The 17,751-nt window shown below is 72.4% G+C and carries 11 protein-coding genes; 8 read left to right on the top strand and 3 right to left on the bottom strand.

Annotated features, from left to right (window positions below; genetic code table 11):
- Positions 1-17: 17 nt before the first annotated feature.
- The 6 genes from ACWCPN_RS08385 to ACWCPN_RS08360 all read left to right on the top strand — a co-directional run bounded on the left by ACWCPN_RS08385 (position 18) and on the right by ACWCPN_RS08360 (position 9,962).
- Positions 18-1,643, top strand: coding sequence for an outer membrane protein assembly factor BamB family protein (locus ACWCPN_RS08385; protein ID WP_451203471.1), 1,626 nt, complete (start codon positions 18-20; stop codon positions 1,641-1,643).
- Between the two features lie 374 nt (positions 1,644-2,017).
- Positions 2,018-2,581: a fasciclin domain-containing protein gene (locus tag ACWCPN_RS08380; RefSeq protein ID WP_451203470.1), complete on the top strand. Its 564-nt coding sequence runs from the start codon at positions 2,018-2,020 to the stop codon at positions 2,579-2,581.
- Between the two features lie 178 nt (positions 2,582-2,759).
- Positions 2,760-5,093 (top strand): heavy metal translocating P-type ATPase, encoded by a 2,334-nt coding sequence (locus ACWCPN_RS08375; RefSeq protein ID WP_451203468.1) that lies wholly within the window; start codon positions 2,760-2,762, stop codon positions 5,091-5,093.
- 266 nt (positions 5,094-5,359) lie between these two features.
- Positions 5,360-8,350 carry a glycosyl hydrolase gene (locus ACWCPN_RS08370; protein ID WP_451203466.1) on the top strand — a complete coding sequence of 997 codons (2,991 nt, stop codon included), beginning with the start codon at positions 5,360-5,362 and terminating at the stop codon, positions 8,348-8,350.
- Positions 8,351-8,504: 154 nt separating this feature from the next.
- Positions 8,505-9,404, top strand: a complete 900-nt coding sequence (locus ACWCPN_RS08365; protein ID WP_451203464.1) for a slipin family protein — start codon at positions 8,505-8,507, stop codon at positions 9,402-9,404.
- A gap of 48 nt (positions 9,405-9,452) precedes the next feature.
- Positions 9,453-9,962: a glutathione peroxidase gene (locus ACWCPN_RS08360; protein ID WP_199210925.1), complete on the top strand. Its 510-nt coding sequence runs from the start codon at positions 9,453-9,455 to the stop codon at positions 9,960-9,962.
- Between the two features lie 146 nt (positions 9,963-10,108).
- On the opposite strand, the gene ACWCPN_RS08355 is transcribed toward ACWCPN_RS08360, so the two are convergent.
- The 3 genes from ACWCPN_RS08355 to ACWCPN_RS08345 form a co-directional block, all read right to left on the bottom strand.
- The gene (locus ACWCPN_RS08355; protein ID WP_199210926.1) at positions 10,109-10,300 is read right to left on the bottom strand and encodes a DUF397 domain-containing protein; all 192 of its coding nucleotides are present in this window, start codon (positions 10,298-10,300) and stop codon (positions 10,109-10,111) included.
- 189 nt (positions 10,301-10,489) lie between these two features.
- Positions 10,490-11,347: a helix-turn-helix domain-containing protein gene (locus tag ACWCPN_RS08350; protein WP_451203462.1), complete on the bottom strand. Its 858-nt coding sequence runs from the start codon at positions 11,345-11,347 to the stop codon at positions 10,490-10,492.
- A gap of 262 nt (positions 11,348-11,609) precedes the next feature.
- Complete coding sequence (locus ACWCPN_RS08345) at positions 11,610-12,365, bottom strand: GOLPH3/VPS74 family protein (protein ID WP_451203460.1); 756 nt, start codon at positions 12,363-12,365, stop codon at positions 11,610-11,612.
- A gap of 331 nt (positions 12,366-12,696) precedes the next feature.
- Here ACWCPN_RS08345 and ACWCPN_RS08340 point away from each other — a divergent pair, with 331 nt between their 5' ends.
- Both ACWCPN_RS08340 and ACWCPN_RS08335 read left to right on the top strand, forming a co-directional pair.
- A complete protein-coding gene (locus tag ACWCPN_RS08340; RefSeq protein WP_451203458.1) occupies positions 12,697-15,522 on the top strand; it encodes a D-alanyl-D-alanine carboxypeptidase in 2,826 nt (941 codons plus the stop codon).
- A gap of 184 nt (positions 15,523-15,706) precedes the next feature.
- A complete protein-coding gene (locus tag ACWCPN_RS08335) occupies positions 15,707-17,662 on the top strand; it encodes an MFS transporter (RefSeq protein WP_451203456.1) in 1,956 nt (651 codons plus the stop codon).
- Positions 17,663-17,751: the final 89 nt, after the last annotated feature.

Raw genomic sequence — 17,751 nt, 5'->3', positions numbered from 1 at the left:
CAGGGGAGATCACGGAGATGACGACGGAATCGTCGCCGGGGCAGGGGGCTCCGCAGGAGGACCACGGGTGGGCCTTCCGGCCCCGCGGGTCCGCTCCCGGCCCGCGGCCGTACCGGGAACAGCGGACCGGTCCGGCCGCCTCGTGGGACGGCCTGCCGCCGGCCGAGCCGTACGGCGGGTCCTCCGGCACGCGGTGGGACAGCACCATGCCGCTGCGGTTCCCCGAGCCCCGCGACGGCGCCCACGAGGCCGTGCCCGAGCCGGGCCGCCGGACACCCCCGCACACCCCGCGCGGCGGTTCGGCGGACCGGATGCCCGGCCACCCGTCGGCGGCGGACGCCGTTCCCGGCGCGGCCGCCCTCCACCGGCCCGAGCCGGCCGTCGCGCAGCCGCGGTCCCCTGCGGGCGCGGGCGGCGACCGGCCCCGCAGGAGCAGGGGAGCGGGGAGGGTCGCGCTCGTCCTCGCCGTCCTCGTCGCCGCCGCCGGGGCCGCCTCCGTCATGCTCAAGCAGGAGGACGCCGCCGCCGTCGCCTCGAAGAACCTGACCCAGGCGTGGCGGATACCGGCGCCCGCCGCCGACGACGCGCTGATCGGCAGCTGGCTCACCGGCGAACTGGTCGTCCGGGGCAGCAGCCGGGGCGGCCTGCGCGCCTACGACCTCAGCGACGGCAAGCAGGTGTGGCGCGCCGCGTCCGTCGCCGCCAAGCGCGGCACCGTCCCCTGCGCGATGTCCCCGACGCTCAGCGCCCAGGGCATCGGCACGGTCGCCTTCGGTACGGACGCGAGCACGTGCACCCGGCTGGCCGGTGTCGACGCGGCCACCGGCAGGATCCTCTGGTCCATGCCGCTGACCAGCGCCGAGCACCCCACGGCGGTGGCCGCCACGACCTATCTGCAGGGCCGTGTCGCCACCGTCGTCAGCGCGAACTTCCTCGGCGGTGTGGACGTCCGCACCGGCAGGCGCGTGTGGGGCTACAAGGCCCGCGGCCACTACTGCAACGCCTACAACTGGGGCGCCGACGGCGTCGTGCTGGTCGACGACTTCTGCCTCGACCGGAAGTCCAGGTTCACGCTCAGCGCGTACGACGGCAGGACCGGGAAGGTGATCTGGCGCAAGCCCGAGAAGGCCCACTCGGACGTGACGCACATCCTGTCCGGCTCGCCGCTGGTCGCCGCCGTCCACACGGCCCGCCAGGACGCCGTGCGGGTGCTCGGCACCACCGGGACCGGCCGCAGACTGGCCGTGGGCGACGACGAACTCACGGCCGGCAACGCCAGCGGCGCCGACCACTCCGCCCGGCTCTACGGCCGCGTCCTGGTCACCCCGGCCTCGGCCGCCGGCAGCACGGTGATCGACGGCTTCGACACCACCACCGGCGCCAAGCTCTGGACCCACCGCTCCGCCGCGCTCGCCGTGCCCGCGTCCGGCACGGACGGCAAGGTGTACGCCGTCACCACGTCCGGCGCCCCGCAGCTCATCGCCATCGATCCGGTCACCGGTCGCGCCACCCCGGTCGCGGGGCTGCCGGCGGGGACCGGCAAGCGGAGCTTCACCTCCGGCACGGTGTACGTCACCCCGGACGGCGGCGTGCTGGAGCTCGACGCCCTCGGATCGAACGGCGGCGTGCGGCTGTACCGGTAGGGCCACGGCCGTCACCGGCCTGGCGCGGCACACCCGCGGCGGCGGTCGCCGGGTTCGTCCGCGGGGGCGGGGGCGGCCACGGTGAAAGGCACCGTTCCGGGCCGCCCCCGCCCAGAACCCGCCGCGCACCCGCCGTACGGCACCGGAGTGGCGCGACCGCGCTCCCCGACGCCCAAGTCCGGGCGCCCGCGCTCAAGATGCGGGCATCCGTGTCTGCTGGGATGCTCGCTGAGTGGCCGGGTGACGATGGCCCCAGGCAGGGCCGTGGCGCGGCAGTCGCCCCACCCCGCCCGCGGAAACGAGGACGTCCGCAGTCCCAGCCTCCGCAGTCCTCACGCCTCCACGGGAGGAAGGTCGCGATGATGTTCACCCGCATGCGTACAGCAAAGGCCGCCGCGGCAGCCGTGCTCGCCGTCCCGCTCACCCTCGGCGGGATGGCGTCCCAGAGTCACGCGCAGGACGCGTCCCCCAGCCCGTCGGGGACCTTCGGTTCCGGCTGTTCGGCGCTCTCGCAGAAGGCCGACACCGCCAAGGACAAGGTCGTCGACGCCGCGTCCGCGTACCCGCAGCTCAGCCAGCTGGTCTCGGCCGCGGTCAGGGCGAAGCTGACCGACACCCTGAACGGCAAGCCCCAGATCACCGTCTTCGCCCCCAACGACGACGCCTTCAAGAACGTCACCGCGTCGCAGCTCGCCTCGCTCCTCAGCAACGAGGGGCAGCTCAAGAAGGTGCTGACCTACCACGTCGTGGACAAGCAGATCACGCCGAGCGAGCTCTCCGACGGCTCCTTCACCACGGTGGAGGGCGGCAAGCTGACCACGTCCGGCTCGGGCAGCGACTTCAAGGTCAACGGCAAGGCGAACATCGTCTGCGGCAACATCAAGGCCGCGAACGCCACCATCTACGTCATCGACCAGGTCCTCCAGCCCCCGTCCTGACCCCTCCGCACGCGCGCGGCCCCTTCCGTCCGGCCGACGGGAGGGCCCGCGCGCTGCGGGCGCCTGCTGTCCGGCCCTGGGTCAGGGCCGGACAGCCCCTGTCGGGGCGGCCGGTGGCGCGGTGTGATGGACCGGGGCCGACCCGACGGCCGCCGCGCCGGACGCACCGAGGCACGCCATGAACCACCACCCCGCCCGCACCGGACGGCCGCACCGCCTGGCCGCGGTGGCCGCCCCGGCACGGGTCGAACCCGTCCTCCTGGCCGTCACCGCGGCGGCCCTGACCGCCGGCGGCATCGCCTGGCTGGCCGGTGCGGCCGGGCTCGCCGACCTCCTCTGGGCGCTCGGGACCCTGGCGGCCGTCGTGCCCGCGGCGGCATGGGTGCTGGCCGCCCTGCGGCACGGACGCACGGGTGTGGACCTCATCGCCGTGCTCGCGCTCGGCGGCACCCTGGCCGTCCACGAGTACCTGGCCGGCGCCCTGATCGCGCTGATGCTCGCCACCGGCCGCACCCTGGAGGCCGCGGCACAGCGGCGCGCCTCCCACGACCTGCGTGCCCTGCTGGAGCACGCGCCGCGATCCGCCCGCCGGCGCACCGGGGCCGAGGTGGCCGCGGTGCCGACGGACGAGATCGCCGCCGGGGACCTCCTCGTCGTCGGGCCGGGCGAGGTGGTCCCGGTCGACGGGCGCCTGGAGGACGTCGCCGCCGTACTCGACGAGTCCGTCCTCACCGGTGAGTCGGCGCAGGTCGAACGCGCGCGGGGCGAGCCGGTGCGCAGCGGCGTGGTCAACGCGGGCGGCGCCTTCGAGCTGCGCGCCACCGCCACCGAGCAGGACAGCACCTACGCCGGGATCGTGCGCCTGGCCCGGCAGGCCGGGGCCGAGTCCGCGCCGGTGGTCCGGCTGGCCGACCGCTACGCGGCCTGGTTCCTGCCCCTCTCCCTGCTGGTGGCGGGGCTGGCCTGGCTGGTCAGCGGCTCCGCCGTGCGGGCCGTCGCCGTCCTCGTGGTCGCCACCCCCTGCCCGCTGCTGCTGGCCGCCCCGGTCGCCGTGGTCTCCGGGCTGTCCCGCGCCTCCCGCCTCGGCGTCGTCATACGCGACGGCGGCGCGCTGGAGAACCTAGGCCGCGCCCGCACCCTGCTGCTCGACAAGACCGGCACCCTCACCCGCGGCCGTCCCCGCGTCCTCGACGTCACCGCCGCCCCCGGCTCCAGGCCCGCCGAGGTCCTCCGGCTCGCGGCCTCCGTCGACCAGTACTCGCCCCACGTCCTCGCCCGGGCCATCGTCGACACGGCCCGGGAGCGCAGGCTGGGGCTGTCGGTTCCCGCCGGCGTCACCGAGGAGCCCGGCCGGGGTGCGACCGGCACCGTGGAGGGGCACCGGGTCTGCGTCGGCCGTGTCGGCCCCGAGCTGGCGCGGCCGCCCTGGGCGAAGGCGGTCGAGAACCGCGCCCTCCTCGACGGAGCCGCCGTCGCCTGGCTCACCGTCGACGGGCACCTGGCCGGTGCGCTGCTCCTGCGCGACCCGCTGCGCCCCGACGCGCCCCGGACCCTGCGCCATCTGCGGGCGGCGGGCATCGACCGGCTGCTGATGCTCACCGGCGACCGCGCCGCGCCCGCCCACGAGGCGGCCGCCGTCCTCGGCCTGGACGGCGTGCGCGCCGAACTGGGCCCGGCCGACAAGGTCGCCGTCGTGCGCGCCGAACGCGAGCGCGCCGTCACCGTGATGGTCGGCGACGGCGTCAACGACGCCCCGGCGCTCGCCGCCGCCGACATCGGCGTCGCCATGGGCGCCCGTGGCTCCACGGCCTCCTCCGAGGCCGCCGACATCGTGCTGACCACCGACCGCGTCGACCGCCTCGCCGACGCCGTCGGCATCGCCCAGCGCGCCCGGCGCATCGCGGTGCAGAGCGCCCTCGGCGGCATGCTGATGTCCCTGGCCGCCATGGCCGCGGCCGCCGCCGGCCTGCTCCCGCCCGCCCCCGGCGCCCTGCTCCAGGAGCTCATCGACGTCGCCGTCATCCTCAACGCCCTGCGCGCCCTGCGCGTCGACCAGGCCGTGCGGCCGCCCCTGACGCCCGCCGCCGAGACCCTCATCCACCGTTTCGCCGCCGAGCACGACGACCTCCAGGACGTCCTGGAATCCGTGCGCGACGCCGCCGACCGCCTCTCCGGCGATCCCGGCCCCGAGGCCCTGGCGGCCGTCGAGGAGACCCACCGGCTGCTCACCGAGCGGCTGCTCCCGCACGAGTACGCCGAGGAGCACCAGCTCTACCCCGCCCTCGCCCCCACCCTCGGCGGGCCCGAGGCGACCGCCACCATGAGCCGCGCCCACACCGAGATCGAGCGCCTGTCCCGCCGCGTCGCAACTCATCTGCAACTCGCCCACGCCGACGGCGGCCTGGCCCCCGGGCAGCTCGACGACCTGCGGTCCTGCCTCTACGGTCTCAACACCGTGCTGCGTCTGCACTTCACCCAGGAGGAGGAGAACTACTTCTCCCTGGCGCCGTGACCGGTGGCGGCCCGGCCGGATTCCGACCGGTGCGGGAGGGGCGCGCGGTGACGGCCGGTCGAACGATCATTGCGCTTTGTATTGACGGTGCCTCAGGCCGACCCTAGCCTTCCGTGCTTGAGAGCGCTCTCAAGCCACTGGGTTCCGGGCTCTCAGCCACAACGGCCTGCGATATGAAAGGCCGCTCGCGCCACTCGCTCAACGGCTCGCCGCACCTGCCGGTCCGGGCCGTCCGTTCGCCTCACCCCCGTGCTGAAGGGTGCCCCATGTCAAGAGACAGTGCTCAGCCGCCGAGAGCGGTGCCGTGGTCGTCGCCCTGGCGGCGGGCCGCGGTGTTCGTGGCCCTCGCCGCCCTCCTGGGGGCGGTCCTCACCGTGCTCGACTCCGCCAAGGCCGGCGCCGACACCGTGGGTGCGGGCAGTTACACCACCACGGCACCCGGACCGCTGCCGTCCGGCTGCGCGGACCTGTCCACCAACCCCCGCCACTGGGTGACCTCCAACGCCCCCGCCGGCGCCGTCCCCACCAACGACTGGTGGTCGTCGATCCTGTGGAAGCGCACCAACTGCGCCTACGGGGAGCCCCTGTTCGCCCAGCCGCTCGGCTTCCGGGCCGGTTCGGAGGGCCTCGGCGTCTCGTACAGCACGAAGCCGACGATCTCCGGCAGCGGCAAGGGCGTGGGCGAGTACCACTTCGAGTACAAGGAGGACTTCACCGCCGGCGTCTCGGGTCTGGCCGCCTCCGAGGTGAAGGTCGACGACTGGAGCGACTGGACCGTCAGCCCGTACCTCAGCGACGGCGCGCACTCCCTGCGGGCGACGATCGGCTCCGGCCTGCCGTTCGCCTACTTCCGCGCCCGGGGCGGTGACGCGCGGATCAAGGCCGCCTCCGGCGCGACGGTGGACGTGTGGTCCCACTCCGGCCCGACGCTGGGCTATTCGGTCGACGGCCACGACTACGTCGCCTTCGCCCCGGCCGGCGCGACCTGGTCGGTCAACGGGTCCACCTTCACCTCCTCGCTCGCGGGCAAGGACTACTTCTCGGTCGCCGTGCTGCCGACGACGCCGTCCACCTCGGCCGCCGACCGCACCGCGCTCGCGGAGGCGTACGCCGAGTACGCCTACGACCCGGTCACCGGCACGGCCGTGTCCTACCGGTACGACGAGGCGAAGAGCACCGTCACCACCACGTACCGCTTCACCACCGACGCCCTGGAGGGATCGGCGACCGGGACGGTCGCGGCCCTGCTGCCGCACCAGTGGCGCCATCTGTCCGGCGGCGGCAGCCCGCTGCCCCGGACCTACGTCTCCTCCCGCGGCCCGCTCAAGGTGCTCACCGGTGTCACGTCCTTCAGCACGACGATGGACTTCCACGGGGTGCTGCCCGAGATACCGGCGGTCGCCGACAGTTCCGGCGCCGACGCCGCGACCCTGCGGGACTACCTGAACGCCGAGAAGGCCGACCCGACCCGGCAGGTGAGCGACGACACCTACTGGACCGGCAAGGGGCTCGGACGTGCCGCGCGTCTGGCGGAGATCGCCGACCAGACCGGCGACACCGAGGTGCGCGACGCCGCTCTGTCCGCCATCAGGTCGAAGCTCACGGACTGGTTCACCGCCTCACCGGGCAAGACGGGCCACCAGTTCTACTACGACGGCAAGTGGGGCACGCTGATCGGCTATCCGGCCTCCTACGGGTCCGACCAGGAGCTGAACGACCACCACTTCCACTACGGCTACTACATCGCGGCCGCCGCGACCCTCGCAAAGTTCGACCCCACCTGGGCCGACGCCGACCACTACGGCGGGATGGTCGACCTGCTCATCCGGGACGCCGACAACTACGACCGATCCGACGGGCGCTTCCCGTTCCTGCGGGACTTCGACATCTACGCGGGCCACGACTGGGCCTCCGGCCACGGCTCGTTCGCCGCGGGCAACAACCAGGAGTCCTCCTCGGAGGGGATGAACTTCGACAACGCCCTCATCCAGTGGGGCGTCGCCACCGGGAACAAGGCCGTCCGCGACGCCGGCATCTACATGTACACCACCCAGGCCGCCGCGATCGAGGACTACTGGTTCGACGTCCACGACCAGGTCTACCCGGAGGGCTTCCAGCACAAGGGGGTCGGCATGGTGTGGAGCAACGGCGGCGCCTACTCGACCTGGTTCTCCAGCGCCCCCGAGCAGATCCAGGGCATCAACCTGCTCCCGGTGACCGGCGGACACCTCTACCTGGGCGACAACCCCGCCTACGTCAGGGCCAACTACCAGGAGATGCTCGACCAGGCCGGCCGGACCCAGCCGGGGATCTGGCCCGACATCTGGTACGAGTACCGGGCCCTGGGCGACGGTGACGCGGCCCTGGCCGACTTCCGCGCCCACAGCTCCCTCACCTCCGAGGAGGGCGAGAGCAAGGCCCACACCTTCCACTGGATCCGCAACGTCGCCGCCCTCGGCACCGTGGACACCGGGGTCACCGCCGACTCCCCGCTGAGCGCCGTGTTCGTCAAGAGCGGCGACCGCACCTACGTCGCCGCCAACACCACGGCCACGGACAGCACCGTGCACTTCTCCGACGGCACGACCGTGCGGGTGCCCGCCGGGAAGACGGTCACGACCGGCGCGTACACGTGGAGCGGCGGCAGCGCGCCGGGCGGCACGGGTCCCACTCCCACGCCGACCCCCACGCCCACGCCGACCCCCACGCCCACGCCGACCCCCACTCCCACGGATACCGCGACGACCTCGCCGAGCCCGACGCCTTCGCCCACCGGCGGGAGCGGTTCGTCGCCCACGCTCTACCCGGGGGCGGACGGGACACTGACCGGTAGCGCGGGTACGGCGGGCTCCGTGACCCTGGCCTCGGCCGACGGCGTCAACCACGACGGCACCCCCTACAAGCCGGTCACCTTCACCGCCACCGGTCTCGACCTCGAGTACGGCAACGGCCAGACCCGGTTCGACCTCGCCGTCGACGCCCAGAACGCCGTCGGCAACGGACCCCAGGCACAGGTGTCCTACGACTGCACCGGCGACGGCACCTGGGACCGTGTGGAGACCTACCGGTACTTCGCCACCGACCCGGTCAACGGCTGGGAGCACTACACCGACGGAGCCGGAACCAGCTCGACCAGCGGCACGGCGTGCGACCTGCGGAAGGGGACCGTGCAGGTGAAGGTCTGGAACGCCATCGGCAACGCCTCCACCGTCCTCGGCACCGGGGAGCGGTCGGTACTGCGGCTGCCCTACAGCTGACGCACCACGCGCCGGTGGTGACGGGGTGACCCGCCGCCACCGGCGTCGCGTCGGCCCGCATTCTTGACGGTTTCATGACGCGGGGCGCCGCACCCTTCGGCGCCGGGCCGGTGTCCTAGCCGGTGTCTCTGCCTGAAGTGAGGATTGGAGTGCCATGGAAGGCACCGCCGTCGCAGTGGTCGTGGTGGCCGCTCTGCTGCTGATCGTGCTGAAGAGCGGGATGCGCGTCGTCAACCAGGTGGAGCGTGGCGTGGTGTTCCGGTGGGGCAAGGCCCTGCCGGCGCACCGGCAGCCGGGCATCACCTTCCTCATTCCGTTCGCCGACCGGATGCGCAAGGTGAACGTGCAGGTCGCGACCATGCCGGTGCCCACCCAGGAGGGCATCACGCGGGACAACGTGTCGGTGAAGGTCGACGCCGTCGTGTACTTCCGGGTGACGGATCCGGTGCGTGCCGCCATCGAGGTGCAGGACTACGTCTTCGCCGTCGGGCAGGTCGCCCAGTCCTCCCTGCGGTCCATCATCGGCAAGAGCGACCTGGACGATCTGCTCAGTGACCGGGAGCGGCTGCACGAGGGGCTGGCGCTGATGATCGACAGTCCGGCCGCCGGGTGGGGCATCCACATCGACCGGGTCGAGATCAAGGACGTGCAGCTTCCCGAGTCGCTGAAGCGGTCCATGTCGCGGCAGGCCGAGGCCGAGCGGGAGCGCCGGGCCCGGGTCATCACGGCCGACGGTGAGTTCCAGGCGGCGCAGCAGCTCGCCAACGCCTCGCGGATCATGTCCGACACCCCGGAGGCCATGCAGCTACGGCTGCTGCAGACGGTCGTGGAGGTGGCCGCCGAGAAGAACTCCACGCTGGTCATGCCGTTCCCGGTGGAGCTGCTGCGGTACTTCGACCGGACCGTGCAGAAGATCGACGCCGAGATCGGGGAGAAGGGGCAGGGACGGCGCGCCGTTCCGGATGCCCCGGACGTTCCGGATGTTCCGGATGTTCCGGAGCAGCGGTCCCCGGAAGGGGAGCGGCCGGCGCCGGAGGGTGTGGAGCAGGCCTGAGCCGCCCGGGCGGGCGGGTGGTCCGGCGGCGCGGGCTAGCATCCGGGCATGACTGCTACTGACCACAACGGTTCCGTGCTGGACATCGAGATCGGAGCGCTCCAGGGCGGCTCCGCCAATCTGCCGGGCTACGCCGGCCAGGCCGTGCTCATCGTGAACGTGGCCTCCAAGTGCGGGCTGACCCCGCAGTACACGGGTCTGGAGCGGTTGCAGGAGCGCTACGCCGAGCAGGGCTTCACCGTGCTCGGCGTGCCCTGCAACCAGTTCCTCGGGCAGGAGCCCGGCTCCGCCGAGGAGATCGCCGAGTTCTGCTCGGCCACGTACGGGGTGACCTTCCCGCTGACCGAGAAGGTCGAGGTGAACGGGGAGGGGCGACACGCGCTGTACGAGCGCCTCGTCGGTTTCGAGGACGGCGAGGGGCACAGCGGGGACATCCGCTGGAACTTCGAGAAGTTCCTGATCGGCCGGGACGGACAGGTCGTCGCCCGGTTCTCGCCGCAGACCGAGCCGGAGGCGGCCGAGGTCGTCGCGGCGATCGAGGGCCAGCTCGGCCGGTAGTACCGGAAGAAGGACTCGATGGGCGCGCCGCTCGGGTGCGTAGAGCCCTCTCGGCAAGGACGGCGACTGGTCGAGAGGGCTCTGTGAGCGACGCCTGTGCAGCCGTCGTCGAGCGACGGCTATGCGCGAGGGGCAGCGAGAGCCCCCTAGGCCTTGACCGAGGCGACGAAGACGTTCCACGCCTCGGTGGGGAAGGCCAGGATCGGGCCGTCGGTGACCTTGGAGTCGCGTACGGCGAGTTCCGCGGTGGTGGGCGACTTGACCTCGACGCAGGCGCCGTTGCCCGCGGAATAGGAAGACTTCATCCACGTCTCCGAAGCGCCCTGAATCAGTGCCATGTCCACTCCTGTTGCCAGTTGCTGTAGTGCGGTTCGCGCCAACCTGGTCGTCTGATTGGCGTGATCGACGCTACCGGGCAACTGCCGCCCGCGGAGTAGTCGTTCACTCAAGCGGATGGCATATTCCAGGCGAGCCTTCCGCTGGAGTGAACCAATGGTGTACGATCCCGCGCTTTTGTGGAGCACGGCTCAGTCCGCGTACTCCTTCGCCATCTTCGCGATGAGTTGCCGGGACTGTTCCACATTGAGGGACTGCGCCCGCAGATGTTCGTACATCACGGCGTACTTCTGCACGTCCTGCGCCTTCTCCAGGTACAGGTCGCTGGTGACGCCCTCCAGGTAGACCACGCTCGAGTCGGCGGCGTCGGTGAACTCCAGGATCGCGTACTGGCCGTTGAGCCCGGGATGGGCGCCCACCTCGAACGGCAGCACCTGCACGGTGACGTGCGGGAGCTGGGACATCTCGATGAGGTGCTCGAGCTGTTCGCGCATCACCAGCCGGCTGCCGACGACCCGGCGCAGCGCCGCCTCGTCCAGCACCACCCACAGCCGCAGGGCGTTGCCCTCGGCGGTGATACGTTCCTGTCGCCGCATGCGGACCTGCACGCGCTTCTCGATCTCGGCCGTCGACGTCTCCGGCAACGCGCCCTGAACCAGGGCCTCCGCGTAGGCGCGGGTCTGCAACAGGCCGGTCACGAGCTGGGGTTCGTACACCCGCAGCGACTCGGCGTCGGTCTCCAGGCCGATGTACACGCTGTACGGGATGTCCCCGAACGTGTGCCACCAGCCCTGCTGGCGGGAGTCACGGGCCATCTCCATCAGCGAGTCGACGATCCGCTGGTCCTCGACCTCGTACACCCCGCACAGATCGCGGACGTCGCGCTGACTGATGCTTCTGCGGCCGTTCTCCAGCCGGCTGATCTTCGACTGCGACACGAGCAGCCGCTCCGCCACCTCTTCTGCCGTCATGCCCTTGAGCTCGCGGAGCCTGCGCAGCTCCTGGCCCAGCCGGCGCCGTCTGACGGTGGGATTGACACTGGACGCCACGGGACGTGCACCTCCGGCTGCCTGCCTGTACTGACCACTTTGTGTATCTGCTGTTGAGCAGACTGCCACCAAGGTGCTTACCACCGCTGGGAAACGGTGGATATGCAGCGCGTACGCACCGATTCGGGCACGGAGCGGCCCGCCGGACACGGCCGAGCGGGGCGGGGAGACCACACGGATCTCACCGCCCCGCTCGAACCAGCGGCTCCCGTAACGGGTTTCGGGGACTGCGTACCGGTGTCGTGGGAACCGGCGGTGCGGCTCAGTGGGTCACGGCGCGTGCCATGGACCCGCGGTGCGGCTGCATCGGAACCCCGCGCGCGGGTTCCGCCGCGCCCCTGGCTCCGGGCCCCGCCGGGCGTCCGGCCGCGGCCGGACCGCGCCGTGGCTGGGCCACCGCGCCGTTCTGCACGTCCATCACGGCATGCGCCACCAGCCCGCCCATGGGGTCGTGCCGGATCAGGTCCCGCAGCCGGGAGCGGGAGGATCGTCCCTCGTTCCCCGGATACAGGTGCTTGCCGAGCCCGACCGCGTGCGCCAGCGCGGCGAGCGCCGCGGTCCGCGGGTCCGGCGGTACGCCGGTGCGGATCGCGTTGTCCAGCCGGGCTCGGATCTCCCGGCTGATGGCGGTGTCCGTCGCCTGGTAGCGCGTCGTCGGCAACACCCCGCACATCTGGCCCGGTACGGCGGCGACCATGCCGCACCGCTCCAGGTGCGAGAGATAGACCTGGCGGAGCCCCAATCGCGGCCCGCCGATCCAGTGGACGGCCCGCACGGGAGCGCCACGCCTTCGCAGCAACTCCAACGCGCAGTCCAAAGTCGGATCTCCAGTCGGCCGTGGCACCACCACGGCGATACGATCCCCGTCTGGGGCTATCCGTCCGGCCAGCGCCAGCTCCACTAGCTGTGCTCCGGCCAGACCGAGGTCGAGCGACTGCGGCTGCGCAGTGGTACCCGTGGCCGGGTCCAGTGCGAGCAGCAGAAGCTCCTCCGGAATTGTTCTGCGGCTCCTGCCCATCCATGCCTCCCCGCGTGGATGAATGACAGGGTGACCCCTCTCACATTGGTCTGTCGAGGGCGCGTGACCGGTTCGTAAGGGAACCGGTAGGTATGTCGTTCTCGTCTACCGCAGGGGCCAAGTCCTCACACAGGACACTGGTACATGGTTCGGACAGGGCGCGCGAGTGTGCGTGCGGCGCATGGAGGAGGCATCGGTGGCGGGCGAGTCCCCCGACAGGTCGAAGCAGCGCGAGTCGTCGGCGGAACCGACGTCGGGGAGCGAGGGTTCGGTTCCCGAGGCACGCGATCCGCGTCTCGCGGTGTCCCGAGAAAAGGATTCCTCGGGCGCCGTGGACACGGCGACGAAGATCCTTTCGATGCGGGACGTGAAGGCCGCCGCCGACTCGGAGCCGTCCGAGCCCCGGACCCCCGAGGGGGACCAGGACTCCGACCTCCGCGAGGCGGTCTCGGCCTGGATCCGCTCGGCCAAGAACCCGGAGACGGAGTCCGGGTCCGGCTCTGACGCGGACGAGGACACCGGAAAGGACGGGGCGTCGGCCACGACGAGCGCCGAGGCGAAGCCCGGCGCGGGCGCGAAGTCCGACGCGGACGCCAAGCCCGGTACGGAGGCGAAGTCCGGTACGGACGCGAAGTCCGGTACGGACGCAGACGTGAAGTCCGGCGCGGGCGTGAACTCCGGCGCAGACACGAAGTCCGGCGCGGGCTCGGAGACGAAGTCGGGCGCGGAGTCCGAGTCGGGCGCGGGGCCGGAGTCCGAGACCCGCAGCGGGGCCGAGGCCGCCGCGGGTTCGGGAGCGAAGTCCGGCGGGACCGGCACCGAAGCCGGCGGGAAGACCGCCAAGGGCGCGGACGCCGGCTCGAAGGCGGACGCGGGCTCGGACCGGAAGCCGGCCACCGACGCGGAGGCGGCCAAGGGCGACGACGGCCCGAAGGCCGGCACGGACGCGGCCGGGGAGGACGCCGACTCGGACACCGAGCCCGGCACCGGCACGGGCCGCGAGGCCGACCGGAAGGCCGACACGGGCTCGGAAGCGAAGACGGACGCCGACACCGGCGCGAAGGCCGCCCGCGACTCCCGCACCGGCACCACCTCCGCGGACCGCGACACGGGCCGCGGCGCCGACCGGAAGGCCGACACGGCCTCGGACGCGAAGACGGACGCCGACACCGGCGCGAAGGCCGCCGGCGGCTCCCGCACGGGCGGCACTTCCGCGAACCCCGACGCGGGCTCGGGTGTCGAGGCGGAGGCCGACGGCGGTAAGGGCGCCGTCAAGGCCTCGGACGCGTCTTCCGCGAAGGCGGGGGCCGACGGCGGGGCGAAGGGCCCGGAGACGGCTCCCAAGGGCGCGGACGGCGGTTCCGGGGCGAAGGCACCGGACGCGAAGGCGGCCAAGGTCGCCGGGGCGAAGGCCGCGGCTGCCGCCGCCCGGGCGGCGAAGGCCGCGGCGGAGGCCGGTGGGGCGAAGGCCGCCGCGGAGGCGACCGACCCGAAGGACGCCGCGGAGACCGGCGGCCCGAAGGACGCCGACGGGGAGGGCGCCCCGCAGGGGCCACCCGCGGCCGACGACGAGAGCCGCACGGCTGGTGCGGGCGGGAAGACCTCGGCCGCCGAGGGCGCAGCCGAGGCGAAGGGCGTCGACCAGCCCACCACCGCCTTCAAGGCCGTACGCCCGAAGAAGCCCCAGGTCGACCAGCCCACCACCATGCTCAAGCTCGGCACGGCCAAGCCGAAGCCCGAGGGCGGGACCAAGCCCCCCGCCCCCGAAGCGGAGCGCACCAGCAAGTTCGTACCGCTGCGCGACTCCGAGGTCGCCGCGCCCACCAGCGCCCTCCCGCAGGTCGGCCCCGAGCGCACCACCCAGCAGCCGCTCCCGCCCAAGCCCCCGCTGGACCTGCTCGCGGAGCTGACGAACACGCCCCCGCCGCCGGAGACCCCGGTCCGCACGCTGGTCCGCCGGGTCAAGATCTGGACGCCGCTGGTCATCCTGCTGGCGATCGTCTTCGCGGTCGTACAGGCGATGCGCCCGCTCCCCCAGCCCACCCTGGACCTCACCGCGAAGGACTCCTACACCTTCGACGGCGCCAGGACGGACATCCCGTGGCCGGCCCAGGGCCAGGCCGCGCTGGACGTCCAGGGCATCGGCACGTTCGGCTCCTCGGGCACCCAGAAGCCCGTGCCGATCGCGAGCGTCGCCAAGGTGATGACGGCGTACATCATCCTGCGCGACCACCCGCTGAAGAGCGGCGCCGACGGCCCGAAGATCAAGATCGACCAGGCGGCCCAGGACCAGTCGAAGGCGGGCCAGGAGTCCACGGTCGACGTCACGGCCGGCGACAGCATCTCCCAGCGCGAGGCCCTGGAGAGCATCCTCATCGCCTCCGCGAACAACGTGGCCCGGCTGCTCGCGCGCTGGGACGTCGGTTCGGAGAAGGAGTTCGTCGCGAAGATGAACTCCACCGCCAAGGGCCTCGGCATGACCGACACCACGTACACCGACCCCTCCGGTCTGACCAACTCGACGGTGAGCACGGCCGTGGACCAGGTGAAGCTGGCCAAGGCCGCGATGGAGGAGCCGGCGTTCCGCGAGGTCGCGGCGATGATGTCGTACGACGACTACAAGGGTGTCAACCACTCCAACTGGAACCACCTGGTCGGCCACAACAACGTCGTCGGCATCAAGACCGGTACCACCACCTCCGCCCTCGGCAACCTGGTCTTCGCGGCCAAGCAGGAGGTCGGCGGTGAGACGCGGACCATCGTCGGCGCGGTGGTCCGCCAGCCCGCGGGCGGTTCGGACAACACCATCCTCAGCGGGGCGCTGGACGCGGCCGACAAGCTGATCCGCTCCGCGCAGGGCGCGCTGAAGTCGGCGACGGTGCTGAAGAAGGGCGACGTCGTCGGTTACGTGGACGACGGGCTCGGCGGCCGTACGCCGGTGGTGGCCACGAAGGACGTCGCCGCGGCCGGCTGGTCGGGCCTGAAGGTGAAGCTCTCCTTCGCGTCCGACGTCGTACCGCACACCGCGAAGGCCGGTACCAAGGTCGGCACGCTGACCGTGGGAGACGGCGGGGCCGGCGCGGTGAAGGTGCCGGTCGCCCTGCGGAAGGACCTGGCCGAGCCCGGCCTCACGGACAAGCTGACCCGCATCGGCTGAGCCGGCCCCTGGCCTGACCTGGCACGCACCCCGTCGACGGAGCCCCGCGGCGGGGTGCGTGCTAGCGTCACGAAACGGGGCAGGTCGACGGTCGGGGAACGAGACCGCGAACTGAACGGGAAACGGCCGGGAACACGAGGGACACGGCCGAGAACAGAAGACGGGACACGGGGAGTGCCTTCAGGTGGCCACAACCGAGCGGACACGCTCCGACGACGCCGATCCGGACCCGGGATCCGGCCCGCGAATACGTCCGTCCGCGACTGACACGGACGGTCGTCACGCCGGCCGCGCGGACAGCCGTCCCGCGGACCGCGCCGACGGTCGTCGCGACGACGGCGTGGCCCGTCATCACGGCGACCACGCGGGTGGCCCCGCCCCGGCGCGGCAGAGCCTGCTGCTGATCCGCCTGCGCCTCGCCGCCGAGCCCCTCAGGCAGCGGTTCCTGAGCCACCCGGTGCTGTCCGTCACCGTCCTCTCGGCCGCCCTGCACGTCATCTGGTTCTTCACGTTCGCGAACAGCGGCGGCGACCTCGCGGCCCAGGACGCCTGGGCGGAGTTCGTCGGCCGGCACCCGGACTCGGCGTACAACCTGGCCTGGTACGGCGGCATGCACCCGGTGTCGTACAGCGTCGTGTCGCCGTATCTGATGTCGGTGCTCGGCGTCCGGACCACGATGATGCTCGCCGGAACGGTCTCGGCGGGCCTGCTGACGCTGGTCCTGCTGCGCAGCCGGGTGGTGCGGAACCCGCTGTGGGCCTCGCTCGCCGGGGTCCTCGCGTTCGTCTGCAACGCCGTGTCCGGACGGGTGACCTTCGGACTCGGCACCATGTTCGCGCTGGGCTCGGTCGCCGCCGTGTTCTGCTGGCCCCACCGCTGGCGCTTCAAACGCTGGGCGAAGGCCCTGGTGGCCGCCCCGCTGGCCGCGCTCGCCACGATGTCCTCGCCGGTCGCGGGGCTGTTCGTGGGCCTGGTCGCGGTCGCGCTGTTCCTGCAGAAGCGGCGGCCCGGCGCCTGGGCGCTGGGGCTCGCGCCGTCGGCGGTGGTCGCCGTCTCGGCGTGGCTGTTCCCGTTCTCCGGCACGCAGCCGATGACGTTCGGCTCGGTGGTGATGCCGCTGCTGTACGGGCTGCTGTGCCTGTTCCTGGTGCCCAAGGAGTGGATCACCGTCCGGCTGACGGCGGGCGTCTACAGCCTGGCCGTGGTGCTGGTGTGGCTGATCAGCTCGCAGATCGGCTCGAACATCTCCCGGCTGCCGATGCTGTTCGCCGGTGTGACGCTGGTCGCCGCGCTGCCCTACACGGTGCCGCGCTCACGCAAGTGGTACGTGACCGTGCTGGCGTTCCTCGGCTTCGCCGGCTGGATCGGCTTCAAGTCGGTCGACGACATCGTGCACACGACCCCGGCCGCTTCCTGGGCCCGTGAGCTGGCCCCGCTGGTCAACCAGTTGCAGAACGTCGGCGCCGAGAAGGGCCGCGTCGAGGTGGTCCCAGCGCGCTCGCACCGGGAGGCCTCCGCGCTCGCGCCGTACGTGAACCTGGCGCGCGGCTGGAACCGGCAGGCCGACATGGAGCGCAACCCGCTCTTCTACGACGACACGCTCAACTCGGCGAACTACCACGAGTGGCTCCAGCGGTGGGCCGTGCACTTCGTGGTGCTGCCGAAGGACAACCCGGACGGCAACGGCGGCGGCGAGCGCGAGCGGACCCTGCTGCGGCGCGGGATGCCGTATCTGCGGCAGATCTGGGGCGACGCCAACTGGCAGCTGTTCGCGGTGACCGACCCGGCGCCGCTCGCCGAGCCCGACGCCGTGGTGGACCGGGCCGAGCAGGGCGAGATGACCCTCCAGGTGCGCAAGCCCGGGCGGATCCTCATACGGATTCCGTACTCGCCGTGGCTGAGCGTCGTCGACGGCGAGGGGAAGAGCCTGAAGCCGCCGCAGGAGACGGACGCCTCCAAGCACCGGGACGAGGGCACACCGAAGACGTACGAGAACGTCAACGGGTGTCTGACGGAGACGGCGGAGGACGCCAAGGGCGACCGGTGGACGGTGCTGCTCGCGCCGAGGGCCGGGACGTACCACCTGGCGGCGCCGTACCAGCTGCCGCGCGGCACTCCCTGCCCCGACGAGCTGAAGTAGGTTCCAGGGCCCCCGCGCCGCGTCAGGCCGGGGGCCCTCAAAACACCCATCCTTGTTCAAGTACGTGAACAAGGATCATCAGCGCGAAC

The sequence above is a fragment of the Streptomyces sp. NPDC002386 genome, from assembly GCF_053593175.1.
This window is presented reverse-complemented; position numbering and strand designations above follow the sequence as displayed.